This is a genomic window from Metabacillus halosaccharovorans, assembly GCF_002019635.1.
GTDB lineage: Bacteria > Bacillota > Bacilli > Bacillales > Bacillaceae > Metabacillus > Metabacillus halosaccharovorans.
In genome coordinates, this window is the sequence record NZ_KV917372.1 from 1,366,861 (window position 1) to 1,392,363 (window position 25,503).

The 25,503-nt window shown below is 35.2% G+C and carries 25 protein-coding genes; 12 read left to right on the top strand and 13 right to left on the bottom strand.

Going from position 1 to position 25,503, the window contains the following annotated elements; translation table 11 throughout:
* Window positions 1-154 precede the first annotated feature (154 nt).
* Window positions 155-1,516, top strand: coding sequence for an amino acid permease (locus BK577_RS21035; protein WP_078434734.1), 1,362 nt, complete (start codon window positions 155-157; stop codon window positions 1,514-1,516).
* Between the two features lie 27 nt (window positions 1,517-1,543).
* On the opposite strand, the gene spoIIP is transcribed toward BK577_RS21035, so the two are convergent.
* On the bottom strand, window positions 1,544-2,695 hold the full coding sequence (gene spoIIP / locus BK577_RS21040; protein ID WP_245823550.1) for a stage II sporulation protein P: 1,152 nt from the start codon (window positions 2,693-2,695) through the stop codon (window positions 1,544-1,546).
* Window positions 2,696-2,928: 233 nt separating this feature from the next.
* Between spoIIP and BK577_RS21050 the strand changes: the two genes are divergently transcribed.
* A complete protein-coding gene (locus BK577_RS21050; protein ID WP_078434736.1) occupies window positions 2,929-4,905 on the top strand; it encodes a SpoIID/LytB domain-containing protein in 1,977 nt (658 codons plus the stop codon).
* A gap of 130 nt (window positions 4,906-5,035) precedes the next feature.
* Here the strand turns inward: BK577_RS21050 and BK577_RS21055 are convergent, their stop codons facing one another.
* Window positions 5,036-5,236, bottom strand: a complete 201-nt coding sequence (locus tag BK577_RS21055; protein WP_026562521.1) for a cold-shock protein — start codon at window positions 5,234-5,236, stop codon at window positions 5,036-5,038.
* A 208-nt stretch (window positions 5,237-5,444) separates the two neighbouring features.
* Here BK577_RS21055 and BK577_RS21060 point away from each other — a divergent pair, with 208 nt between their 5' ends.
* Together BK577_RS21060 and BK577_RS21065 are read left to right on the top strand one after the other, a co-directional pair.
* A complete protein-coding gene (locus BK577_RS21060; protein ID WP_078434737.1) occupies window positions 5,445-6,236 on the top strand; it encodes a Cof-type HAD-IIB family hydrolase in 792 nt (263 codons plus the stop codon).
* A gap of 16 nt (window positions 6,237-6,252) precedes the next feature.
* The gene (locus BK577_RS21065; RefSeq protein ID WP_078434738.1) at window positions 6,253-6,681 is read left to right on the top strand and encodes a DUF1801 domain-containing protein; all 429 of its coding nucleotides are present in this window, start codon (window positions 6,253-6,255) and stop codon (window positions 6,679-6,681) included.
* Window positions 6,682-6,804: 123 nt separating this feature from the next.
* On the opposite strand, the gene BK577_RS21070 is transcribed toward BK577_RS21065, so the two are convergent.
* The 5 genes from BK577_RS21070 to arfA form a co-directional block, all read right to left on the bottom strand.
* Entirely contained in the window at window positions 6,805-8,043 is a 1,239-nt protein-coding gene (locus BK577_RS21070) for a PucR family transcriptional regulator (RefSeq protein WP_078434739.1), read from the bottom strand.
* 183 nt (window positions 8,044-8,226) lie between these two features.
* A complete protein-coding gene (locus BK577_RS21075) occupies window positions 8,227-9,714 on the bottom strand; it encodes a flotillin family protein (protein WP_078434740.1) in 1,488 nt (495 codons plus the stop codon).
* A gap of 319 nt (window positions 9,715-10,033) precedes the next feature.
* Window positions 10,034-11,581, bottom strand: coding sequence for an L-glutamate gamma-semialdehyde dehydrogenase (gene pruA / locus BK577_RS21080; protein WP_078434741.1), 1,548 nt, complete (start codon window positions 11,579-11,581; stop codon window positions 10,034-10,036).
* A 16-nt stretch (window positions 11,582-11,597) separates the two neighbouring features.
* Complete coding sequence (locus tag BK577_RS21085) at window positions 11,598-12,515, bottom strand: proline dehydrogenase family protein (protein ID WP_078434742.1); 918 nt, start codon at window positions 12,513-12,515, stop codon at window positions 11,598-11,600.
* 263 nt (window positions 12,516-12,778) lie between these two features.
* Window positions 12,779-14,287 carry an arabinosylfuranosidase ArfA gene (gene arfA, locus BK577_RS21090; RefSeq protein WP_078434743.1) on the bottom strand — a complete coding sequence of 503 codons (1,509 nt, stop codon included), beginning with the start codon at window positions 14,285-14,287 and terminating at the stop codon, window positions 12,779-12,781.
* 237 nt (window positions 14,288-14,524) lie between these two features.
* On the opposite strand from arfA, the gene BK577_RS21095 reads away from it, so the two are divergent.
* The 3 genes from BK577_RS21095 (at window position 14,525) to BK577_RS21105 (ending at window position 16,137) form a co-directional block, all read left to right on the top strand.
* Window positions 14,525-15,439, top strand: a complete 915-nt coding sequence (locus BK577_RS21095) for an ArsR/SmtB family transcription factor (protein ID WP_078434744.1) — start codon at window positions 14,525-14,527, stop codon at window positions 15,437-15,439.
* Between the two features lie 117 nt (window positions 15,440-15,556).
* Complete coding sequence (locus BK577_RS21100) at window positions 15,557-15,739, top strand: hypothetical protein (protein ID WP_078434745.1); 183 nt, start codon at window positions 15,557-15,559, stop codon at window positions 15,737-15,739.
* Between the two features lie 218 nt (window positions 15,740-15,957).
* Entirely contained in the window at window positions 15,958-16,137 is a 180-nt protein-coding gene (locus BK577_RS21105) for a hypothetical protein (protein WP_078434746.1), read from the top strand.
* A 125-nt stretch (window positions 16,138-16,262) separates the two neighbouring features.
* Here BK577_RS21105 and BK577_RS21110 read toward each other — a convergent pair whose 3' ends face one another.
* Window positions 16,263-16,955, bottom strand: coding sequence for a YesL family protein (locus BK577_RS21110; protein ID WP_078434747.1), 693 nt, complete (start codon window positions 16,953-16,955; stop codon window positions 16,263-16,265).
* A gap of 290 nt (window positions 16,956-17,245) precedes the next feature.
* Here BK577_RS21110 and BK577_RS21115 point away from each other — a divergent pair, with 290 nt between their 5' ends.
* Both BK577_RS21115 and BK577_RS21120 read left to right on the top strand, forming a co-directional pair.
* Window positions 17,246-17,809, top strand: coding sequence for a sigma-70 family RNA polymerase sigma factor (locus BK577_RS21115; RefSeq protein WP_078434748.1), 564 nt, complete (start codon window positions 17,246-17,248; stop codon window positions 17,807-17,809).
* Window positions 17,806-18,831, top strand: a complete 1,026-nt coding sequence (locus BK577_RS21120) for a DUF4179 domain-containing protein (RefSeq protein ID WP_078434749.1) — start codon at window positions 17,806-17,808, stop codon at window positions 18,829-18,831. The genes BK577_RS21115 and BK577_RS21120 overlap by 4 nt, the downstream gene beginning before the upstream one ends.
* Window positions 18,832-18,988: 157 nt before the next feature.
* Here the strand turns inward: BK577_RS21120 and phoU are convergent, their stop codons facing one another.
* The 5 genes from phoU to BK577_RS21145 form a co-directional block, all read right to left on the bottom strand.
* Window positions 18,989-19,648, bottom strand: coding sequence for a phosphate signaling complex protein PhoU (gene phoU / locus BK577_RS21125; RefSeq protein ID WP_078434750.1), 660 nt, complete (start codon window positions 19,646-19,648; stop codon window positions 18,989-18,991).
* A 19-nt stretch (window positions 19,649-19,667) separates the two neighbouring features.
* Window positions 19,668-20,486, bottom strand: a complete 819-nt coding sequence (pstB, locus tag BK577_RS21130; protein WP_078434751.1) for a phosphate ABC transporter ATP-binding protein PstB — start codon at window positions 20,484-20,486, stop codon at window positions 19,668-19,670.
* 15 nt (window positions 20,487-20,501) lie between these two features.
* Complete coding sequence (gene pstA, locus BK577_RS21135; RefSeq protein ID WP_026559581.1) at window positions 20,502-21,326, bottom strand: phosphate ABC transporter permease PstA; 825 nt, start codon at window positions 21,324-21,326, stop codon at window positions 20,502-20,504.
* 1 nt (window position 21,327) lies between these two features.
* Window positions 21,328-22,242, bottom strand: coding sequence for a phosphate ABC transporter permease subunit PstC (gene pstC, locus BK577_RS21140; protein ID WP_078434752.1), 915 nt, complete (start codon window positions 22,240-22,242; stop codon window positions 21,328-21,330).
* 77 nt (window positions 22,243-22,319) lie between these two features.
* Window positions 22,320-23,159, bottom strand: a complete 840-nt coding sequence (locus BK577_RS21145) for a phosphate ABC transporter substrate-binding protein (protein ID WP_078434753.1) — start codon at window positions 23,157-23,159, stop codon at window positions 22,320-22,322.
* Between the two features lie 506 nt (window positions 23,160-23,665).
* Between BK577_RS21145 and BK577_RS21150 the strand changes: the two genes are divergently transcribed.
* The 3 genes from BK577_RS21150 to BK577_RS21155 all read left to right on the top strand — a co-directional run bounded on the left by BK577_RS21150 (window position 23,666) and on the right by BK577_RS21155 (window position 25,495).
* Window positions 23,666-24,082 carry a DUF1284 domain-containing protein gene (locus BK577_RS21150; RefSeq protein ID WP_078434754.1) on the top strand — a complete coding sequence of 139 codons (417 nt, stop codon included), beginning with the start codon at window positions 23,666-23,668 and terminating at the stop codon, window positions 24,080-24,082.
* A gap of 132 nt (window positions 24,083-24,214) precedes the next feature.
* Window positions 24,215-24,379 (top strand): hypothetical protein, encoded by a 165-nt coding sequence (locus BK577_RS26175; protein WP_169908427.1) that lies wholly within the window; start codon window positions 24,215-24,217, stop codon window positions 24,377-24,379.
* Between the two features lie 300 nt (window positions 24,380-24,679).
* Entirely contained in the window at window positions 24,680-25,495 is an 816-nt protein-coding gene (locus BK577_RS21155; RefSeq protein WP_078434755.1) for an undecaprenyl-diphosphate phosphatase, read from the top strand.
* Window positions 25,496-25,503: the final 8 nt, after the last annotated feature.

Consider the following 25,503-nt stretch of genomic DNA (forward strand, 5'->3'; position numbering starts at 1 on the left):
GGGGACTTTTTAGGGGAGTTACCTTTTAAGAGGTGTTGAGGAAGCCCCTCCCCTCTATCTTGATCACCACACGATCGAATTTTTCTCTTGCTTTACATAATCAAACTCATCCTATCCAACAATAAGCGTAGGGAAGTTCGAGGAGGTTTTATTGATGAGTAATACAGGACAAAAGAAAAAATCAACACAAGGTGATTTACAGTGGTGGCAGCTTTCTTTAATTGGGATCGGATGTACGATTGGGACGGGATATTTTCTTGGATCTGCAATTGGAGTAAGTATTGCCGGACCTTCAATCGTTTTTTCCTTTTTACTAGCTGCTTTGGGCACTTATATTGTATATAATGTTTTAGCCAAAATGACAGCACAGGATCCTCAAGAAGGGTCATTTTGTTATTATGCTGGTAAAGCTTTTGGAAAATGGGCAGCGTTTGGATGCGGATGGAATTATTGGTGTTCAAATATTCTAGTGATGGGTAGTCAATTAACAGCTTTGGCTATTTTATCACAATTTTGGTTTCCTAATGTTCCTTTGTGGATATTTGCCGCTGGCTATGCAATTCTTTCAATTTTAGTTGTGATTACAGGAACAAAAGGCTTTGATAAGATGGAGAATTTATTTGCCATTATGAAATTTGCTGCAATCCTTATGTTCATTGTCCTCGCTTTTGCCGCACTATTTGGCTGGATCAATGGAGATGGTACGAAGCCACCAGGAGTTCCTCTAAAACTTGATGAGCTTTTTCCTGAGGGATTTCGTGGTTTTTACGCTTCTCTCATTTATGCTTTTTATGCATACGGAGGAATAGAAGTTATCGGAATTATGGCGATGCAATTAAAAAATAAAGAAGATGCTCCAAAAGCAGGAACGTTCATGCTTATCAGCTTAACAACGGTTTATGTATTGTCGCTCGGACTGGCAGTCTCCTTATCAGGGATCGATGCGTTTCATGACAAGGAAAGCCCTTTTGTAACAGCACTGGCAAGTTTTAACCTTCCATTTTTCCCTCACGTGTTTAATGGAGCGATTATTATTGCCGGATTTTCTACAATGACGGCTGCATTGTACGGGGTAACAAATTTACTTGTCACCCTGGCAAATGATGGAGATGCACCAGCAGTGTTTTCAAAGAAACTAAATTTCAAAAGCCTGCCTTTACCTTCTTTAGGTCTTGCGACAATTGGGCTTAGCGCTTCTATTATTACAGCATTATTGCTTCCTGGTAAAATTTACGAATACATCACAACAGCAGCTGGTATTCTGCTTTTATATAATTGGTTGTTTATCGTGTGTTCTTCTTTTAAACTTTTGGAGCTCAAAATTTGGAACAAACTGCTCGCCATTCTTGGACTGGTCTTGATCCTTGCAGCAATCAGTGGAACTTTACTTGAAAAAGCTATCAGACCCGGTTTTTTTGTTAGTATTTTGGTTGTGGCCTTAATAGGCATCGTTTGTTTATTTATGCGAAAAACGTGGAAGAAAACAACTGGGGATGGAAATATTAAATATTACTAAACAAGCCGAGTGGAAATTCGGCTTGTTTTACTGTGAGTTTACTTCTTTAGCTTTTTGCTCATTGCGAATAGATTCTGCATACACCTCTGCAAATGCATCAATTGTTCGTTCTAATTCATCTAAATGATTGTCTACCCCTCCTATTTCAACTAATAACGCTTTATTTGATATATCTTGATTATAAACACCATTACCCTCACTTTTTGTTTTTAAGAACACTCCTCGACTAATACCCGGAAACTTCCCCTCTAACTTTTGGTGAATTTCTTTTGCAAAATCCAGATTTTCCTGATAATCTTTATTCTCTTTTCCCACAACAAAATAGAGTCTTGCATAACTTTCTCCATTAATCGTTTTTGTCGTAATTTCTTTACGAGCAGAATCACGATGTAGATCCAAATAGTACACAAAGTCATTCTCCTGTGTTGATGCTGCTTCATCAACGATATCACCTGAAAGTGTATATGCTTTTGTAGAGCTCCATCCCTTGCTATGGAGTTTCTGTGTCATATTTGTTTTGTCATGCTCTACACCAATTCCTTCTTTCATTAAATTTTTAGCTAATCGGCTTCCGAGTCCAATCACATTTGCTCTTTCATCAGAGCTTATTGCATCATTTGGTTGTGTAGCCCCCTTTAATAAAGGTAAAAAAGACTCCCAACTATGACTTTGATAAATAAATACAGTTTTATTCTCAGCATTTGTAACAGGATCTTCTTGCTCTAATTCTCTACCTGCCAATTTTTCTTCCGCTACTTTTCTTTCCTTTAAGAGAACTTCTGTTGGTGGTGGTGATTCAAATGGGATATTAGTTAAATCTGTTCCTTCTCCGGCAACTGCAATTTCAGTATCATACAGCCTCATACCCGGTAATTCATTCCCTAAAAATGTTCTTGCATCAGTTGGTTTAATACTTGTAGCAAGCTGAATAGCCAGAGTTGAAATATTAGAGGCATCCATGAATTGGCTATCAGAATCTTGATAAAAATAATGATTTTCAGACTGAAGAAATTGAGCAAATAATTGCTCAGTATTCATTGAACCGATTGTTCTTTGAATACTATAAGAATCGATCGTCACTTGCATAGTGATGATGATCCCGATTAAGCAAAAGATGAAGACCAGCACAAGTATAGGTACATAAATGAGTTTAAAGAAGAATTGAATTGTCGATTTCACCGTACAACCTCCTTAAATCTATGTATATGAGGAGGGGACAATAGTATGGCTTAATTATTTTCCTTATACTTACTAATTATTTACAAAAAACCTCATCGATCTCCGTTGTAATTTTAGAGTCATCATTCTCATAAGTTTTTCCCTTTAATCTCCTATTGCTCCTACTAACCTCTCTTTTGTATGATTCTCCCTGTAATACTATTAATCTTTTATTCGAAGGAGAATGAGTATATTTGAAAAGGAATAGTTTATTTTTCATGGTTATTATCCTATTTTTCTCTATTTTTCCTTTTTCTAAATCTTCAGCAGCTATTTCAGAGCCTCAAGTACAAGTTAAACTTGTCAATTATATTGGTAATCAACCACAGCTTTCTTTAGAAATTCATGGAGAGTTTTTTATTACAAATCATAATTTACGTTTACTTGATAAGAAAACGTATGTGGCAAAAGTTGAAAATGGAAAAATCTCATTATTTGATGGCTCAACGAAATTAATAACCGTTGACCAGCTGGAGCTAACTCCTGTGTCATACACAAACTATCTGGAAGTCAATAACCGTCCTTATCTTGGATCATTCCGATTTGTTGTTGAACAGGCAAAATATATTCGTCCAATTAATACTGTCTATCTGGAAGATTATTTAAAAGGTGTTGTTCCATTTGAAATGATGGCAAGCTGGAACAAAGAAGCACTCAAGTCTCAAGCAGTTGCTGCTCGCAGTTATGCAATTGGTTATCTGTCACGAGTGATAGACGATACAATTAACTATCAAGTTTATGGCGGCTATGCTTGGCATCCAAATACTGATGCCGCAGTAAATGAAACCTATGGTGAAGTGTTAAGACAAAATGGTCGTCTTGTGAGCACTGTTTTTTCAGCGAGTAATGGCGGACGAACAGAGTCAAATGCTAATGCGTGGGGTAGCACTGCATTATCGTACCTGCCTATTAAAACAGATACCTTTGATGCAAAAACTCCTTGGCAATTTACAATAAAAAAACAGCAAATTAATTCTTCATCACTAAATTTAAAGAAACCCTCGTTATGGTGGAATACAACAACAGAAATGGATCGTTCACTTACGTCTACTATGAAAAATTGGCTTTTCCAAAATGGTTATGCAGGAAAGGATATCAAAATTGTTTCAATTCCTAAGCTAATACTTCATACACCAACATCAGGCGGCCGAGTCTCTAAAGGAGATATTACGATTGAATTTTATGTAAAAGACAGTGTAAATAAAGATGGAGAGCTAGTTCTACAAAAGGTCGAATATGTAAACATTCCAGCTACCCGTATTCGTGCTATGATTGGAAACCGGGTAATCCTAAGTTATCTCGTTACAAAACAATCAGAAACAAATGATAGCTTCACTCTACACGGTTTTGGAGATGGACATGGTGTTGGTTTGAGCCAATGGGGTGCAAAAAACCGCGCAGATGCAGGACATTCCTATCGTGAGATTTTAAACTTCTATTATGACGGGACAACTATTGTCAAAGATTACGCAGAAAGACACCAAGCATCTGGTACTACACCACAACCTGTTGTAAAGGAAGATTCATCTGTTAGTACTATACAGCCCGTTCAAAAAGAAGAACCACCTGCTAGTACTACAATACAACCTGTCGAGAAAGAAGATACACTTAAAGACACAAATCAGCCTGTTGTTACAACACCAATCAAACCTGCAACACCCGCTAAAAAGCCAGTAATCGATAAAAAAGCTCCAATCATTAGCCAGGTAAAAGTAACAAGTGATCAAACTAAGAAGAAAGCAACCATTTCCTTTCACACTAATGAATCAGGAAAAGTCACAATCTATATTAAAAATGCGCAAGGGAAAATTTTGCATTACCTCTTAAAGGATTCCTCAATAAAAGCAGGCTCAATTAAGAAGGAATACAATTTCTCTTCATTAGCAAATGGGACATATTTTGTAGGGATTGCAGCAGTCGATAGCAGCAATAACCGTGCTTCTACATTACCATCTTTTACAGTAAAAAAGCCTGCACCTGTAGTGAAAACAAAAACAGGTAAAGTTAATGCCACAAAACTAAATGTCCGTGCTGCTGCTACTACTAAAGCAAAAGTTATAGGTTCTTTAAAGAAAAACCAAACCGTTACCATTGTTACTACAAGTGGATCATGGCATAAAATTAAGTATGGCAAGTCATATGGATATGTGTCAAAATCTTACATTAAGTAGTAATACTGCTCTAGGTTAAGCACTTTTTGCAAAAGCTAATTATACGATTAACATTGAAATGATAGTAAAACAAAAGGGACTTTTGCTCATATACAATGAGCATAGTCCCTTTATTATGGTTTAATTAGCTTTAGATTTTTTGAACGTTAGCAGCTTGTGGTCCTCTGTTGCCTTCTTCAATGTCAAAAGTGACCTCTTGGCCTTCATCAAGTGATTTGTACCCTTCACCTTGAATTGAAGAGAAATGTACGAATACATCATCTCCACCTTCAACTTCAATAAATCCAAAACCTTTTTCTGAGTTAAACCATTTTACTTTTCCTTGTGCCATCTCAATATTTCCTCCTAGATCAATCAAAACACGTTTGATGATAATTTCGATATCTAGTATTACCTTTAGAATAAAAAATAAACATCAAATTTCATTTTTCAATAAATTATTTTAAAATGAATATCCCCGATAAAATGTAATGACAAAATTTTCTATGATAAAATAAAGAAAAGAGAGAAAAGACTAAAAAAAGGACTGTGAAGTGACGATGACAGATTACAAGGTTTTATTTTTGGATATTGATGGGACCATTCTCAAACCAGATGATACGATTGAAGACTCAACAAAAAAAGCTGTAGCAGAAGTAAAAGAAAAAGGTATTGAGGTTTTTCTAGCCACAGGCCGACCGCTACATGAGATCTCACATATAGCAGAGGAATTAACTATTACTTCATTTATCGGCTACAATGGAGCATATGCTATATATAATAATCAGGATATTTTCAGATCTCCTATGAACAGGACGACAGTTGAAAGCTATGTGAATATTGCAAAGAACAACGGACATGAGCTGGTTCTTTATACACATGAGGAAAATATCTTTTCAGACATAGATAGCCCTGTGGTAAAAGAGTTTATTTCAGCTTTTCACTTACAAAAAAACAACAGTTACTCTGTTGATGTACTTGATAAAATACTCGGAATCACTCTTATAAATCTAAGTGAAAATGAACCGGCACTTTATGAAAAAGCAGATCCCTCCATACACTTATCACAAGTAAATGTTGATGGACTCCGTCATTGCTATGACGTAATCCGGGATAATGTGAACAAAGGGATTGCTGTACAGCATATTTTAGAACTTTTACAAATCCCAAAGGAAGCATCAATTGCATTTGGGGACGGCATGAATGACAAGGAAATGTTAAGTGTTGTTGGAGAAGGATTTGCGATGGGAAATGGACACCCTGATCTTTTCCAATATGCAAAATATAAAACAACAAAAGTGACAAACTCAGGTATTTATAATGGATTAAAATCATTAGGACTAGTCGATTAGTTAGGAGGATCTTCATATGTACGAGCTAAAGACCAAGGAAAATGACAGTAGTGTAATCGAATTTATTGAAGCCGTGGAGAATCCCCAAAAACGTGAAGATGCCTACAAGCTATTGGATATTTTTACTGAGACATCTGGTTATCCCGCCAAAATGTGGGGTCCAAGTATTATCGGATTTGGAAAATACCACTATAAATACCCAACAGGTCATGAAGGAGATGCACCGCTCGTCGGATTTTCACCTAGGAAAGCAAAAATTAGTCTTTATTTTGCCACCGGTGATACAAAACGTGAAGAATTACTTCAGAACTTAGGTAAGCATACGTCCGGTAAAGCCTGTGTTTATATCAATAAAATTGCCGATATTGACGTGGATGTAGTAAAAGCACTTATTACACAATCCATTGAGTTTTTGAAAGAAACCTATCCAGATCAACCTGAATAAAAAACACAGTCACCCTATTGATCTTTAATCAATGGGGTGATTTTTTTTAGCAATCGGTCTTCCATATCTGCATTACTTTAATCTATCTCCGGTAAAAATGGTTCATTTCACCAACATCGTACCCTACCTATCTTTTCTTTTGCTCACCATCAAATCAAGATAAAGCTGACATTTTTGATTAAAATCATTAAAATCAATTGTTGTTAACTCAGTAATTTGTTTCACTCGGTAATTTAGTGTATTAGGATGAATAAACATTTGCTCTGCTGTTGGCTTAAGCTTACAGTTATTCACTAAATAATATTCCAACGTTTTGACAAGCTCTGTTTGACTTTCTCTATCTTTTTCTTGAAGAATCCGGATATTTTTATTCGTATAATTCGTTCTTGCATTCTTCTCATAAATAACATCCAAATACCTTAGAACTCCAATCTTGCTATACTCATACGGAAGGTTTTCTTGTGTCCTTAATTCCTCTGTAATTGTAACAACCTCAAGTGCTTCCTTGTAACTTCTATGAAGAGATAGAATAGGCTGATACTCATTTCCGATTCCGATATATATATTAGAATATCGCTTGACATCAAAGTTTGTTAGTAAATTTTCTACAATTTGAAGAGAAGCTGTTACAGGTGAATATTTAAAAGAATAACAGCCAACAATGATGACAATATTTGTCCGATACACCAACACATGACTTGTGTTGTCTTTTAAATTTAAATAGGAACGAATTGTTTCCTTTAATTCCTCGATAAGCTCTTCGTCTGCATGAATCGCATTCACAACCATTACACAAAAAATAGAAGGTAACACAATATCTAGCTCCGCAGCTTCCCACTTTAATTCCTTTTCATTTGTAAACTCATTATTTATAACCTTTCTGAAAAAGCACTCAATTTCCTCTGCCTTTTGTTGCTTTAGCTTATTTTTCTTGTGAATTAACTTTCCAACATGAAAGGAAATATCAAAAAGAAAATCTAGTTCTTCTTCTGTCAGATGATTGTTCATTTCCTGCACCCAAATATAGCCCATAATACTATCCTTATATTTTGCATTAACAACAACTCGACGATTTAAACCAATTTCCTTCATTTCTTCAATCCGGAAAGGCCTGTCAGTTGTTTTCAATTGGTCGATAATGCCTGTTTCAACAAATCGTTCAAATATATTTAAAGGACACTTTTTTGAGAAAATGGTTTGTTGGTTTGCATAATCAAAGTGATTTACATAATAAGAATTATAAGCCAAAAGAAAAAAATGATCGCTCTCTACAATGACAGGCTTTTTTAATCCATCACTGATCACATCAACAACATCATTCAAATCAGTTAATGATAAAGCACGCTCTAATAGCTCATTCATATAAAAACTCCTACCTCATATTTCGTTAACCTTATGATACTTTGCTTTAGGATTACTTGTATAGTTCATTGTAGGAAATCTTTCATAGAAAATAAAACACGAGTTCAAACACATTATTTTAATGCTTATGTTTATCATTTTTTTACATAGAAAAAACGGACAATATTTGCCCGCCTTCTCTTTTTATTTTTCAGGTTGATCATCAACAACCGTGATTGCATCTGAATCATTGTCTCGTTTTACATCTTGAAATGTTATATGATTGTCTGTACGATTGGTACGGTTTGCATAAGACTTTAATAGCTCACCCATATCAATTCCTGTCATTTCTTTTAATGGTTCCTGAATATCGACCATTGTTTTTGTGATGCTTTTTCCAAAAGATGACACACCCTGACCATTACCAGAATCTATAATTTTCACAGAATCAATATTACTTAGTGGCTGTGCAATCTTCTCAGCAAAGACTGGCAACATTTCAATTAATTTTTCAGTAATGATAACATCACCATGTTTTTCCATTGCTTCTGCTAATAGTTTACGAGCTTCTGCTTCTGCTTTCCCTCGTTCCCGTATAACGTCTGCTTCAGCAGAACCTTCTTCACGTCGGATTTTCGCCTTTGCTTCCCCATCGATCTCAGCTTTACGAGCTTCGGCCTCTGCGTTACGAGTTGTTTCATAGTAATCTGCATCTGCTTTTGCTTTACGAACTTTACTTTCTTCCTCTTCCAGTTTAACCGCACGTTCACGTTCTAAAAACTGAAGCGTTAATTCCTCTTCTTTTACTTCTTTCGCAAGCTTAGCTTTTTCTAATTCATAAGATTGTTCTGATTTTGCACGGGCACGTTCTGTTTCCTCTTTGAAGGCAGCGTCTTTAATATCTTTTTCTTTCTTTGACTCTGCTATCGCAATTTGGCGCTTGTATTCCTCTTCTTTAGCCGCTTGATCTGTTTGTGCTCTATGAATACGCGTTTCACGCTCACTATTCGCTTCAGCAATTTCTGCCAGTTTACGAACCTCTGCGATACGTGGTCTACCGAGGTTTTCCAGATAGCCGTTTTCTTCATCAGCGTCACGTAAATCCGTTAACCCTAATGATGTAATTTTAAAGCCCATAAGATCTAGTTGCTTTTGTGCAACCTCTGATACATCATGATTAAATTTTTCACGATCACTATTAATATCTTCAACTGTCATCTTTGATAAAATGGCACGAAGATTACTTCCAAGAACCTCAATAATTTCAGCTTCAATTTCTTCCTGCTCTTTTCCTAAAAATTGTTCTGCATAATTTGCTATACCATTTAATGTGTCAGCTACCTTTACCATAGCGACTGCATCTGCCACAATCGGCACCCCGCCGTTTGTGTACACTCTCGGTGTTGAAAGCTTTAATTGAAAGGAAGTTAAATTTACAGGTGTAGCAGTTTGAAACCTTCTAAGTCTATAACCGCCACCTCGAATAATTTTCATCGACCGACCCTCTTGGTCTGCAAAAATATTCGTTTCTTTTTCAGGATCACCTAACTTGGGACCTGTAATAATTAGCGCTTGGTTGGACTTGGCTGTACGGTAACGAATTTTTACCCAAAAGAAATAACCAATCCCAGCAAGTGCTGCAATAATTAATAAGGGAATTAAAATAACAATAACTCCAAAAAACCCAGACATCTTTCTGCCCCCTAATAGTGTATTAAGCCTTTTTTTCCACGTGGTAAGACTTTTTTCGGTAACTAGTTACCTTTGTTAAGTAATACGAACAAGATAGACGAAAGTTTCAGGAAATTAGGAATTGTTTATTTTCTTTTCGCGATCTACGTTTAGTAACATGGAAAGATGAGGCTATACATGCATTAGAAAAACTTGGCTTTTCGCCAAGTCCTAATGGTGAAAGTCTTAGTTTTTCTTATACTATCATCCATAAAATTTATATACTTTCTGATAGTATAAAAAAGAAAGCAGACTCTAAATCTGCTTTCTCACAAGTTAATTACAACATCTCACTAATTGTTTTTGCTTGCATGTGAAGGGCTAAGTAGTCTGGACCACCTGCTTTAGAGTCTGTTCCGGACATTTTAAAGCCTCCAAATGGATGGTAGCCCACGATGGCTCCTGTACAGTTCCGATTGAAATAAAGGTTTCCAACATGAAACTCTTGTTTTGCACGTTCGATATAATGCCTGTTTCTTGTAATTAAAGCACCAGTTAAGCCGTATTCTGTGTTATTTGCAATTTCAAGCATTTCATCGAAATCTTTTGCTTTAGCAAATGCAACAACAGGTCCGAAGATTTCTTCCTGCATAAGGCGGGCATTTGGGTCAAGATCAGCAAAGATCGTTGGTTCAATAAAGTATCCCTTCACATCATCCCCTTTACCACCACTCATTAAACGACCTTCTTCTTTTCCGATTTGAATATATTCCATAATTTTATCATATGAAGCCTGATCAATAACCGGCCCCATATATGTTTCATATTTTTCAGGGTTGCCAGTAATCTTCTGCTCAGTAATTTCCACAACCCGCTGAAGCACTTGATCGTATACATCTTCGTGAATGACTGCTCTTGAACCTGCTGAGCATTTTTGACCAGCAAAGCCGAATGCAGATGCGAAAATAGATTGAGCAGCTAATTCAAGATCAGCATCCTTATCAACAACTACCGTATCTTTTCCACCCATTTCAGCAATCACACGCTTTAAGTGCTGCTGCCCCTCCTGAACTTTTGCTGCACGTTCAAAAATGCGGGTTCCTACTTCTCGAGATCCTGTAAAGGTAATAATACTCGTTTTTGGATGATCTACTAAATAATCACCAACTTCAGCTCCGCTTCCTGGAACAAAGTTAACAACACCTTTTGGTAATCCTGCTTCTTCTAATACTTCTACAAATTCAGCAGCTATGACCGGTGTGGCACTTGCAGGCTTTAACACGACCGTATTACCAGTTACAATTGGTGCAACTGTTGTACCTGCCATAATCGCAAATAAAAAGTTCCAAGGTGGAATGACAACTGTTACTCCTGTTGGTGTATAGACGTATTTATTGATTTCTCCGTCACGGCTGTTTACAGGCTTCCCTTTTGCCAGTTCAATCATTTGACGGCCATAATATTCCAAGAAATCTATTGCTTCCGCTGTATCTGCATCAGCTTCATTCCAAGGCTTTCCTGCTTCTTTTACTAATAATGCGGAAAAGTCGTGTTTTTTTCGGCGAATAATGGCAGCTGCACGGAATAAAATATTGGCACGTTCTTCGGGATTCCAATATCTCCATGTCTGAAAAGCTTTATCTGCTGCTTGAATGGCCATTTCCGCGTGCTCTTGAGTCGCTTTCCCTACTTTACCCACAATTTCATCTTTGTTTGCCGGGTTATAGGAGACAATTTGACTTTTCGTTGTAATCCGTTCTCCATTGATGACAAGCGGGTATTCTTTTCCCATTACCTTATTCACATTTTCTAAAGCAGCTTCAAAAGCTTTGCGGTTTTCCTCTTTTGAAAAATCAGTGAATGGTTCGTGTTTGTAAACTGTTGTCATGATAATCGACTCCTTTTTACTTTTTAGTCATACCCTTTAAAACAAAGGCAAGATTAGCTGGACGTTCTGCAAGACGTCTCATAAAGTATCCATACCAATCAATCCCGTATGGCACATACACACGCATTTTATAGCCCTGATTAACTAATTCCTTTTGAGTTTGTGTTCTCATTCCATACAGCATTTGAAACTCAAATGAATGTTTTGGAATTTTATATTCCTCTACTAATCTCTTAGTATATTCAATAATGGCATCATCATGAGTCGCAACTCCTGTATAATGACCATTTAATAAACGGGATTTGATTAATTTTTTGTAATTTTCATCCACATCCGCCTTCTTCGGAAAAGCAACAGTAGGTGACTCTTTATATGCTCCTTTAACAAGTCGTAAAAATGGTTCATAACTATTTAAATTGCGGATATCTTGTTCAGCACGATACAAATATGCCTGGATTACAGTACTAATATAAGTATAATCAGCTTTTAAGCCTTTAAAAATTGAAAGTGTTTCTTCACACCTTGTTTCATCTTCCATATCAATTGTGACCATAATTTTATACTTTTCAGCTATATCCATAATCTTTCTCATATTTTCAAAAACTAGTTCTTTTGAAATATCTAAACCTAATGATGTTAGTTTTAGAGAAACATGAGAATCTAATCGTTGAGCAACAATCGTTTCTATTGTTTGGATGCATTCTTTTGTCCGCTCTCTTGCAATTTCTTCGCTTGTAACGAATTCACCTAAATGATCAACTGTTACCGAGAAACCCTGTTCATTTAACTCTTTAATAAATTTAATGGAGCTTGGAAAGTCTATCCCACCGACAATCTTTCCGGAGGCGATATTGCTGCCCCAATTCTGGGCGGCTCGATTCAACGTTTTATTATTTGATAGATATAAAAATAAATCTCTTGAAATGACTGACACGAAAAACACCCCCATTAAAGGTTGAGTAAGAGTTTTCTTACTATATATTGTACGATTACATAAGCTTAAGCGACAATGTATCAAATCCACAAAGATTTAAGGAAATCATTGTGTCATAAATACAATGACATATGAAGCGCTTCTGTCATTTTCTAAGTATGTCCCTATATATGTACCCTTCCACACTTTTACCTTGTTGAAACATATATAGTAAAACAAAAATGAGACCTGCTCTATTATAGAGCAGGTCTCATTTGACATTTTTATTTTTTCAATCCTAAACGGATCACATTCCAAGAATGCTTCGCTAACGGTGCAATAATATTTCCACCTTCAAGTACCGCTTTTCCTCGGTTATGTGGTACAACTGCTTGTTGTTCGAGTGTGTTAACTGCTTTTAAGTTTTCATTTTCCAACACAGTATGTTCAATGATTTGATAGTCTGAAAAACTACGAACATCACATTCTAGTGTTAAGCTATCTTCAAGACTGCGGTTCAAGGCAAAAATCGTTAGTTCTTCTTTTTCTGGGTTATGAACAGCAATTGAATCCAGATAAGGAACATCTGTGAACTCTTTTGAATCATATTTAGGTGAGGAAATAACCGGTTGTAAAGCAATCCCACGCCCGTACATGGATACATGCTGATAAGGATAAAAGATTGTTTGCTTCCACGCTCCACCTTTTGTATCTGTCATAATTGGTGCTATAACATTAACTAACTGAGCCATACATGCCATCTTCACACGATCAGAGTGCTTTAGCATTGTCATAAGCATGCTACCTACTAATAATGCATCTTCAAAGTTGTAAACATCCTCTAATTGTGGAGGAGCAATCGACCATGGTTCTATTTTTTTATCTGCTTCATTTGAATGGTACCAAACATTCCATTCATCAAAGCTTAAATACATTGTTTTCTTACTACGTTTTTTCGCTTTTATATAGTCACATGTTGAAATGACTGTTTTAATAAAATGATCCATATCCAGCGATTTAGCTAAATAGCTAGCTGAATCGTTATCGCGATTTCCGTAATATTGGTGAAGTGAGATATAATCTGCAGCTTCATATGTATGCTCTAACGTTGTAGCTTCCCACTCAGGGAAAGTTGCCATTGAAGAACTTGAACTACCACATGTAACAAGTTCAATCGTCGGATCTACCCACTTCATAGCTTTTGCAGTTTCAACCGCAAGTCTGCCATACTCTTCTGCTGTTTTATGACCAATTTGCCAAGGTCCGTCCATTTCGTTTCCTAAACACCATGTTTTTATTTTGTGGGGATCTTTATACCCGTGCTGTTTCCGTAAATCACTGTAATATGTCCCCCCTGGATGATTACAGTATTCCACCAGGTTTCTTGCTTCATCTATTCCCCTTGTACCTAAGTTGACAGCCATCATCACTTCTGAGTTAACTTTTTTTGTCCAGTCTACAAACTCATTTGTGCCTAATTCATTTGTTTCAGTCGTTCTCCAGGCAAGATCTAAACGTCTTGGACGCTCTCCTATAGGTCCTACTCCATCTTCCCAATTATAGCCTGATACAAAATTCCCACCCGGGTAGCGGATAATCGGCACATCTAATTCTTTCACTAGTTCAATAACATCTTTTCGAAAACCGTTTTCGTCAGCAAGTGGATGATCCGGTTCATATACACCACCGTATACCGCACGACCTAAGTGCTCAATAAATGATCCATATATCCGCGAATCCACGTCAGATATTTTAAAATCCTTATCAACTACCATTTTTGCTTTTAATGTCATGATTTACCACCCATCCCCAATTTTCATTTTATAAAAACCTAAATCTTTTTATAACTTTATAATAATCGCCCATCATTTTAGTTGTCAACGAAAAAGTGTATTCGTTTTCAAAAACTTATTATCCCCCATTTTTATAAATACACTTTTTCTTGAACCACTAAAAATAATGACTTTCTCATTCATTTGATTTATTTTATAATGTACTAAAATAAACTTCACTCTACAGGGGGTACACCTTTGATTCATATTAAAGATTTGCGGTCAGGTCTAACCATATTTAAAGCATTAAGCTCTGAAACTAGAATTGAAATTATCAATTTATTAAGACAACATGATCGATTAAACTTAAATGAGCTAGCAGAAAAACTAAAATTAACAAATGGTGCTGTTACAATGCATATTAAAAAACTTGAAGAAAGCGGTATAATTGATATTACAACTACAGTAGGGAAACATGGAATTCAAAAGATGTGTTATTTAAATGAAGATTCGCTAACAGTGGATTTAAGAAGTAAAGAAATCGAGCATTGCTATGAATATGAAATCAATGTTGGACATTATATTAATTATAGTGCTGAGCCAACCTGTGGATTAGCTACAAAAAATAGTATTATTGGAGAATTCGATGACCCCCGTTATTTCGCTGATCCAAGTCACATTCATGCCGGAATTATTTGGTTAAACAATGGTTTTCTGGAATATCGAATACCTAACTACTTAAAACGATTTGAAGAGTTTAAAGAACTTCAATTTATTTTTGAAATTAGTTCCGAAGCACCTGGATACAATGAGGATTGGCCTTCTGATATCTACTTTTATTTAAACAATATTGAGCTGGGATTCTGGACATCACCTGGTGATTTTGGAAAAATGAGAGGCACAAATAATCCAGACTGGTGGCCGGGTTACTTAAATCAATATGGAATGGCCAAATTACTGCGTATTAACAAAGACGGTACTTTTATAGACGGAAGTCGCATTTCAGATGTAACGATCGATCACATTAACCTTACGATGAAATCTGAGATAAAATTCAAATTAGCTGTTTCAGATAATAGAGAAAATAGTGGTGGCCTAACATTATTCGGAAAGGACTTTGGGCATTTTAATCATGAAATAATTGCACGTGTTTTATATGATGTTATAAAATAAAAACCTTCACCTCTTTGTAATGAGGTGATATTTTGTTTTTCAGTCATTATTTTACATTCTAATCATTAACTTTATAGTATGATAGAAAAAAGTATGTGATGTAAGGAGGAATTTATGATGAAGGTTGCCATTATCCTCGTCATTTTAATTGGTGTTCTCGCTTTACTAGGTACTATTTTAATTGGTGGCAAGGGAGATAAACATTATGATACAAAAACAAAAGCAAACCTCTCTCGCTTATCATGGATTTATATTATTTTAGGAATTGGAATTATAATCGCTTTTGCATTTTATTTATGATAAATGCCGAATTAACCATTCTTCTTAATTCGTTTAATTGTGAACAAATTAAGAAGAATTTTTTTATTGTAAAAAATAAAATAGATTACTCCTTGACATAGGTCTTTTGATGCAATAAAATGAAAGCGTATACAAATTTACTTAAAATTTTATTGAAACCGTTTTCCAATAACGAACATAAAATATATAAACTATTAATCAAAGGAGTGCCACAAAGCATGAAACAATTTGTCTTTTTAATTGACACCGGAAATGAGAAAACAGAATATAAAATCACAGCATCTGGAATGACAGAAGCAGTGGCAAAAATCAAAGAAGTAAAAAACGAAATAAAGAAAAGTAATCCCCCATCTTTTAAAATTCAGTTTAAAGGCGTTATTTATGAAAACGCTTCCTGATAAAACAGAGACCTTTCCACGTGAAAAGGTCTTTTTCTTATTTAGATTTTTATTATTCCAGACCATTTTCTCCTGCTCAACAAAAAAGTACGTTCTTTTCATTAGAACGTACTTTTTTTAAAACTTTATTTTGTTTCGACAACCGATTTATTATTTATCTTCTCCATTTTTTGATAATATGCAGCAAAACCTACATACGTGATAAGTGTTCCCATGAAGAATGGAACAAGGAAAGTAAATACACCTAAACTTATATACAAAATCACACCACTGGTTACCAATACAACCAAATTAATTAATGGATAGACCATTGTAAGAAAGAACGCATTCTTTACACTTGTCAAAAGCTTTAATTCAGCATGTACAGTGTTTGAGAAAAAGAAAAGTGTCATTAAGAAAAGAAATAAAAATCCGATTAAAAAGAATGCACTAACCAAGACATTTACCTTTGAGAAAAAGAAAAAGTCAACAGTCCAGATCACCCAAAAAAGAGTGAGCAATAAACCACCAGTTAAACTTCTTCCATAGTTTTCTTTGTAAAAACGCCAGTATGATTTAACTAGCGGTACGTCATCCTCTCCCATCACCCATTTTCTCACAACACCAAACATGGCTGTTGTCGCCGGAAAAAACATAAATGGAGCTAATACAGCAATCGTTCCCAGCAATAAAAAGACCGAGGCTTCATCTTCTGCAAACAAAAGTGACATAGCTAAATAACAAATAGGCAGATTAAATATAATCCACATTATATTAATAACAGATAAACGCATAATCCATTCAAATAAACGGTTTAAACCACCCATTACATTTGTCATAAATACATCCTACTTTCTTTTTTGTAAGCTCTTTCTTTCTATTATATCACTAATTTTTCTTTTTTTCGTCAATAAAAATGAATCTCCTAATTTATCTTTATCTTAATTAGTTGAAACATTATGAAATAAAAAAACTCCACTTGCCCTAATAGAGAAGCCTTAGTTTTCTTTTACTATTACCTAGAATAAATTTATACTTTTTAAAAAGTATAAAAAAATGCGAGTTTTTCATTCATTCATTCGATATAGATAGTGAAAAAGCTTTTTCAATAAAATAAGGAGAATCAATAATGACATGTAATGCTGTGAATTTTATTAAACTACTACAAAAACAAAATGAAGAGGCACTCGAATACATCATTGATGAATATTCAGCTCTTGTAAATGCCATAAGCTACAAAATCTTACACAATGTAAGCAGTGATGCGGTAGATGAATGTGTGAATGATGTATTCTTAACAGTTTGGCAGAATGCAAATACGTTTAAAGGAACAAGTATGGAATTCAAGAAATGGATCGCGATGCTTACAAAATACAAAGCAATTGACCGTTTTCGTCATATAAAGAAAATACAAAATCGAGAGCAAAGTGAAGAGGAACTTCATATACAACCCCATATAGATGATGTACAAATGCAAATAATTAAAAAGGAAGAAACAAACACGCTTCTCCTTGTTCTCAGTACATTACCAGAGATCGATCGTGATATTTTTATGATGAAATATTTTCTTTATTTAACAAGTGCTGAAATTGCAGCATCTCTAAAAATTTCGGTGTCAGCAGTAGAAAATCGATTATATCGCGGCAAGAAAAAACTTGCACAAAACGAACATCTGAAGGAGCGGTTTTTATGAATAATGATTTACAAGACTTTCTTGATATTGATATTAATGATATTGAACCAAGAGCATTAACAACAAAAAGGAAAACAGAAATAAAACAACATGTATTGAAGAAGAAAAAAAAGGTAAAGAAACGGACTTTACTACATACTTTAACCGCCGCAGCATTGATTGGAGTTACGGTTTTTACTGGCAGTATCATAAGCGTTCCTGTATTAGCAAAACATATTCCTTTTATACAAAATATTATGGGGCACTTTAAAAAAGATACTCTCCCCAATGAATACGTTGATTTAGCTACAGTAGTCAATCAGGTGGAGTCTAGTAATGGAATTGATATTATGATTGAAAATGCAGTCTATGATGGAACAAATGTGATTATTACTTATGCAATCCAGACTACGTTGGACCTTGGAAGTCAACCTAGATCAGAAGGTTTTATAGATATACAGAATGTTAAAGCAATAGGTGGAACAGGATACATTGATAAAATGAATGAAACAACATATGTAGGTGTCGAAAAAATCACTCCACATTTTGATGGAAAAAGTCCTGAAGAAATTATCATTAAGTGGCAGCCAAAAGTCTTTGAAAACAGTAGTGATACTAAACAATACGAAGGTGATTGGTCATTTGAATTTTCCTTAACCCAACTACAAACAAGTACGCAGTTGCTTAACGAAAAAGAAGAGTATCCCGGGATTACTCTAAGCCTAAAATCTTTTGAGCATTCAAAAATGGCATCTGTCTTACAATATGAATTTGTTGTTGATCGGGATATTTTAAAGGAATCACCTTTTATTTCAATTGAAATGAGTAATGTAATGGACAACTTAGGAAACAAATATGACGTAAATAGTAATGGTGGAGTAAGTCTTGATGATGGGGCATTTCATAAAAGTGAAGCTTCTATTTACTCCATACATCCTGATGCCCGTTCTTTAACATTTACACCGCAAATCTATTATTCAAAAGGATCAGGAATGGTTCTCAATGTTGAAGAAATGCAACCAATCTCGATTGACTTAAAATAAACAATTCCCATATGAAAGAATCCAGAAGGAATTTTCTCACCCATCTTAGGAGTGAGCTCGTCTCATGACCCCACTCCCTAAGATGTCTTGTAGTAGATATACTTTTATTTATCGATAAAAACTAAAAAAGGCAAGCACAAATGCTCACCCTTTTATATTAAGAATTAAAATCATATATACGGCCTTTAATTAAATAAGCCGCACTTTCTGCAATATTAGTTATGTGATCTGCAGTTCGTTCCAGGTATCGATTGATGAAAAGTAATTGCACTAATTGATCTGTTTCTTCTGGATGTTCTTTTAAATACTTAGTGATTGCTTTGTATGTTTCACCACTATATTTATCAACTTTATCATCCAAATCGCCAACTTCTTTAGCCAGGACCATATTTTCTTCAATAAATGATTGTAATGCCTTTTCAAGCATAGTAATTGATAGATCTTTCATTTGATCAAGATTTGTGATTTTCACTAAAGAGTGTGTTTGACCAATTTTTATTGTGGACTTTGCGATATTTACAGCAAAATCTGCAATTCGCTCAATTTCAGATGTAATCTTTAAAGCACCTATAATTCTTCGTAAATCTCTGGCAACTGGTTGCTCTTTTACCATTAGCCATATTACAAATTGGTTGATTTCCGTGTCCAGGTTATCGATTACTGTATCTTCATCAATTACTTTTAATGCAATCTCCACATCTTGTTTTTTTAAGGCTTCAAATGCTTTCTCCATTGCAGTGATTGAAAGCTTAGCCATCATTGACATTTTGCCTTGTAATTCCTGCAAATTATTATCAAAGCTCTCACGAACGACCATTTTCTACTCCCCCAAAATCTTACCCAAATCTTCCAGTTATATAATCTTCTGTTCTCTTATCTGTTGGCATTGAGAAAATATTGTTTGTTGAATCAAATTCAATGATTTCCCCATTTAGGAAAAAGGCTGTTTTGTCTGATACTCGTGCTGCCTGCTGCATATTATGGGTCACAATAACAATTGTGTAATCTTTTTTCAAGCGTTCAATTAATTCTTCTACTTTTAATGTTGAAATTGGGTCTAATGCTGATGTAGGCTCATCCATTAAGATGATTTCCGGCTTCATCGCAATTGCACGTGCAATACAGATCCTTTGCTGTTGACCACCAGATAGTCCGAGTGCTGATGTTTTCAGGCGATCTTTTACTTCGTCCCAAATTGCAGCACCACGTAAGCTTTCTTCAACAATGTTATTTAAGACTTTTTTATTTTTTATCCCCTGCATTCTTGGACCATATGCGACATTATCATAAATACTCATTGGAAACAGGTTTGCCTTTTGGAAAACCATTCCAACTTTTGTTCTTAATTTTATCACGTCATTTGATTGATAGATGTTTTCTTTATCTATAACAATGTCACCATTAATCTTCACACTGTCTATAAGGTCATTCATGCGATTTAATGTTCGTAGAAAAGTCGATTTCCCACATCCTGAAGGTCCAATTAAAGCGGTAACTTCCTTTTCTTGAATATCCAATGAAACTGAATAAAGTGCCTGTTTATCCCCATAAAATAAATTTAAGTCTCTTACACTGATTTTGACATTGCCGTTTGTTTGCTGGTTGTTTTGTGATTGGTCTTTCCTGTTACTTTGTTCAATCTCTGTTGTACCCATGTCAATACACCTCTTTTAATAGTCAGCTTTATTTAATTTCTTGGAGATAAACGTCGCCGAAAGGTTCAGTACCAATATGATGACGATTAAGACAATCCCAACCGCAGCAGCAAGCTCAATGTCACCTGATTCCTGTGTAACCAAAAAAGAATGGACCGTTAATGTCCTTGCTGAGGAGAAAATACTGTCCGGCATGGCAGCCACCGTCCCAGCAGTTAAAAAGATTGCTGCAGATTCTCCAACAATTCTCCCGATGGAGAGAATGATACCTGATAATATTCCAGGCATCGCACTCGGTAAAATAACCTTATATAAAGTTTGCAGCTTTGTTGTTCCTAAAGCTAGAGAGCCTTCACGATACGTTTTTGGTACGGTCTTTAATGACTCTTCTGTTGTTCTGATAATAACTGGTAATACGATAATTGTTAGAGTTAAAGAAGCAGCTATAATCGACATTCCCAGTTTTAACGTTGTAACAAAAAACACTGCACCGAATAATCCATAAATGATTGATGGGATCCCTGTTAAGCTTTCCGTCGCGAAACGGATTATCCTAACTAAACGACCTTGTTTTGCATATTCCTGCAAATACACCGCAGCTAAAATTCCTACCGGGGTAGCAATTAATAATGAGATCACTATTGTATATATTGTTGTAATAATCATCGGCCAAATTCCGCCATGACCTGTTGGAGAATAATCCCCAAAGATAAAATCTATGCTAATTAAGCGATACCCTTTATAAAATATATATCCAACAATCGTTACAAGGATGGCAATAGTTAAGAACGCTGAAAACCAGAGAAGTCCACGCAATACGTTATCTTTTACCTGTCTCAACTCAATGACCACCCTTCGCACTGATTTTTGATAGAACGAAATTTAGTAAAAGGATAAAAGAGAATAAAACGATACCAGTTGCAAATAACATTTCCTGGTGTGTCCCATATGCATAGCCCATTTCTAAAGCGATATTGGTTGTTAATGGACGTACACTGTCAGTTAAGCTTGTCGGGATAATTAAACTGTTTCCAGCTACTAGGATAACTGCCATTGTTTCTCCGATCGCTCTCCCTAAACCTAAAACAATTGCTGCCATAATACCCGATTTCGCTGCAGGAACAACAACCTTAAAAATTGTTCCTATCTGAGAGGCACCTAAAGCCAATGAACCCTCACGATACGTTTTAGGCACTGCGCGAATAGCTGTTTCTGCAACTGTTACAATTGTAGGTAACATCATAATTGCTAATACCAAAATAACTGCAAATAAGCTTTGACCCTTAGGTAATTGTAAATTATCTTGCAAAAATGGGACGATGATAGCGAGTCCGAACACTCCATACAAAACTGATGGGATACCGGCCAATAATTGAACAGCTGGTGAGATGAGCTTCGCTATACTTTTGGGTGCAATTTCTGATAAAAAGATGGCTGTAAATAAACCAACCGGAACTCCAATGATTAAGGATCCAATTGTTGCAAATATAGATGCTACAATCATCGGCAATATCCCAAATTTATCTTCACTGGGAACCCAATCTACCCCAAAGATAAAATCAAGAAAACTATATCCTTCAGCTATAAATGGTAGTGACCCTTTATAAAAAACAAATCCTATAATGACCAATAAGCTGATAACTGAAAGTAATGCACAAAAAAGAAATAACTTTGCTGATAATTTCTCAAGAAAGTACTTCCTCTTATTTGATTTTCCAATATCTATTGTTTGGTCCTCAACAGGTAGTCGCGGCATACTTCATTCCTCCATGTTTGCTCTAACACATGATGTTTTATGTCTGACATGTCGATTTGACATCAGTGATTGAAACGTTATTTTATCGGTATTGCACCTGACTCTGCTGCAATCGCTTGTCCTTCAGGCCCAAGAATATAGTCAATAAACTGTTGTCCGGCACTCGATAGTTGATTATCCTTGTGAACAAACAAAAACGGACGTGATAAACTATACTTTTGCTCGAGAACATTTTCGGCTGTAGCTTCTACTCCATTAATTTTTACTGTTGAAATCGTTGAATCAATATATTCAAATGAAATAAATCCAACTGCATGCTTATTTGTTGCCACGGTTGTTTTTATATTACCGTTTCCGCTAGCAATTATAGAACTTCTAACTAATTCCCCTGACGAATACCCTACTATTTCTTGAAATGCATCACGGGAACCTGATCCGTCCTCCCTGGAAACAACGACAATTTCCATGTCATCTCCCCCAAGCTCCTTCCAATTGGTAATCTCACCTGTAAAGATTTCCTTCACCTGATCCAATGTAAGGTCTTTAACTTTATTGCTGGGATGTGTTACAACAACGATCCCATCATAAGCAATAATTGTCTCAGTTAGCCCTTGTGCTTTTTCTTCTTCTTTCAAATCACGTGAAGACATACCAATTTCAGATACACCGCTTATAGCATTTGTTATGCCTGCTGAAGAACCTATCTGATTAATCTCTATATTTACATTCGATTTCTCTTTGTATTTTTCTGCAATTTTTTCGGCCAATGGTCCTACGGATGTCGAACCTGAAATAGCAATTGTATCTGAACCTTCATTGGTTGACTCCATTCCATTATCACTGTTATTGCATGCTACTAGTGCAGCGGCAAAGAATAACATCAATAATCCAAATGTTGTCTTTCTCATAAATGTCATTTCTAAACCTCCAAGGTGATCTACTGACAATTTCTTTCTATATAATACCCATTGTTAAGAATAAACATAGATTGTAAATTCTCTATTAAGCAATTGTAAAGGTTTTGTAAATTTTATTAACTAGGTGTTAATCCTATGTAAATTTGTGATATATATCCAAATTAAAAAAATAGTCCCTTTGAAAGATTAAACCGTAATCAGTTAAGTGATACATACTTTTCTTACTTCACACTCTATTATATTTCTCTCCTTTTTATTTTGTTACATCCACCAGATAGTCATAATACTTATTTACAAAACATATTCCCATTCTTCATTACCAAAATTGCGTGATCTAAATAGTATTTAACAATTACAATGGTATATACCTTTTCTTATCTACTTTTGTTATATATGTAAATCATAAAAAAAGCCCAGCTATTATAGGTAAAATGATAAAATACAAGTATGTGTTAACTTATTCAACACATAAGTTAACATACTTACAACTGTTAGAGGAGGTAACGATGTATAAACTACGAGGACATCATATATTTTGCCTATTAGGCTATCGGGGCATGGGTTATTCTAAAGACTATATTGAAAATATGACGCGCTTGCATCAAACTTTGAGAGAGATGCCAAAGACAAGCGTGCAACTTATATCAGGCCCTGATCATTTGTGTGATAAATATCCGAACAACGGGAAATACCATTGTCAGGATGACCATATTTATGAAAGAGATGCTGTTATATTAGAGAAATTAGGGCTCCAAATTGGACAGATTTTGAAATGGGAGGAAATTGAAGCTATCATAAACAAGCGTATCATCCCTTCAGATATTCAAACAGTTTGTAAATCTTGTTATTGGAGAACATATGGTGTTTGTGAAGAAGGTGTGCAAGATATTCTTAATGGCAAAGGCTTAAGGAAAGTGAAGTAAATTCTCCGCAACATCTTTAGTATGTTTCCTTCAATCTATAAAAATAAATTCATACAGCAGGACTTTTTCTATCTCTCTTGAATAATTTCACCTTTTAAAAGCAATCTAATATGTGTTTAGGAGGTGAAATTTTTGACAAATCCAACTAGAGACAATAAAAAGCAAAAAAACAACCTGCAAAATTCTGAAATTGGTTCAGGGTCTGCATATATTAAAGAGCACGCCGGTCATGTTGAAGGGTATGGAGAGAATTATCCAATAGAAACTAACTCAACTAATACGAATCGTCCTGAATAATCATATTTATTTTAAAGAGTGAATGAGTTCATCGTTCACTCTCAACTTTTTAGCACAATTAAAAGCTTACCGTGAACTGAACCAAAATTGTTGGACATAAAACTAACAATAGAGGTACAGTTTTTTTATTTTAGGAAAAAATCGATACATACTTACACAAAAAAAGGATAATTCCCAACTAATAAAGGAACTTTTTTCCTTTTTCACATAATTGTAAAGATTTATTAAACAAATTATTAGCACAAATAAGGTATAATCCTAATTTGATACATTATTAAAGAGATAAATGAGGAGGATAAAATGGGTGAATTAGATATTCTATATACATTGAAAATGATCATTATTGGGTTAGTGCAAGGATTTACAGAGCCTATACCTGTGTCATCGAGTGGTCACGTAATGATTGCAAGTGAAATATTGGGAATAGGTGAACAAGGATTTACTTTTGCTATATTAACCAATACTGCTTCATTACTTGCAATTCTTTATATTTACAGAAAAGATATCTTTAGGCTCATGAACAATTCTATTGCCTATTTAAAAACGAAAAATTCTCGTTATAGAAGTGATTTTTACTTTATTTGCTTTATTGTCATAGGTACTATACCTGCGGGAGTTCTGGGTATTTTGTTAAATGACTTTATAGGGGAAAATGTCAGCATGACTACAATTGCCCTCATGTTATTTGTCACAGGAATTGCATTATGGTTAATTCGTAATATGAAAGGTACTAAAGACGAGAGTGACCTTTCCATTAAGGATGCATTCATTGTTGGTTTAGGGCAGGCAGTAGCCTTAACTCCTGGTATAAGTCGTTCAGGAGCAACGATTATTTCAGCCATTGCTGTTGGAATGAAACAAGATACGGCACTTCGCTTTTCATTTATGTTATATATCCCTGTTAGTCTCGGTGGAGTAGTTCTTGGGTTTACTGACTTTCTACATGAACCAAATAAAGCTGACTTGGCCGTCCCATATTTAGCGGCATTTATTTCAACTCTATTGATGACGTATTTTGCGATGAAGTGGTTTATGGGAATTATGAAGAACGGCAAACTTGTTTATTTTACATATTATTGTTTCATTGTCGGAACGTTACTTTTAATCTTCTTTTAATATTCTAT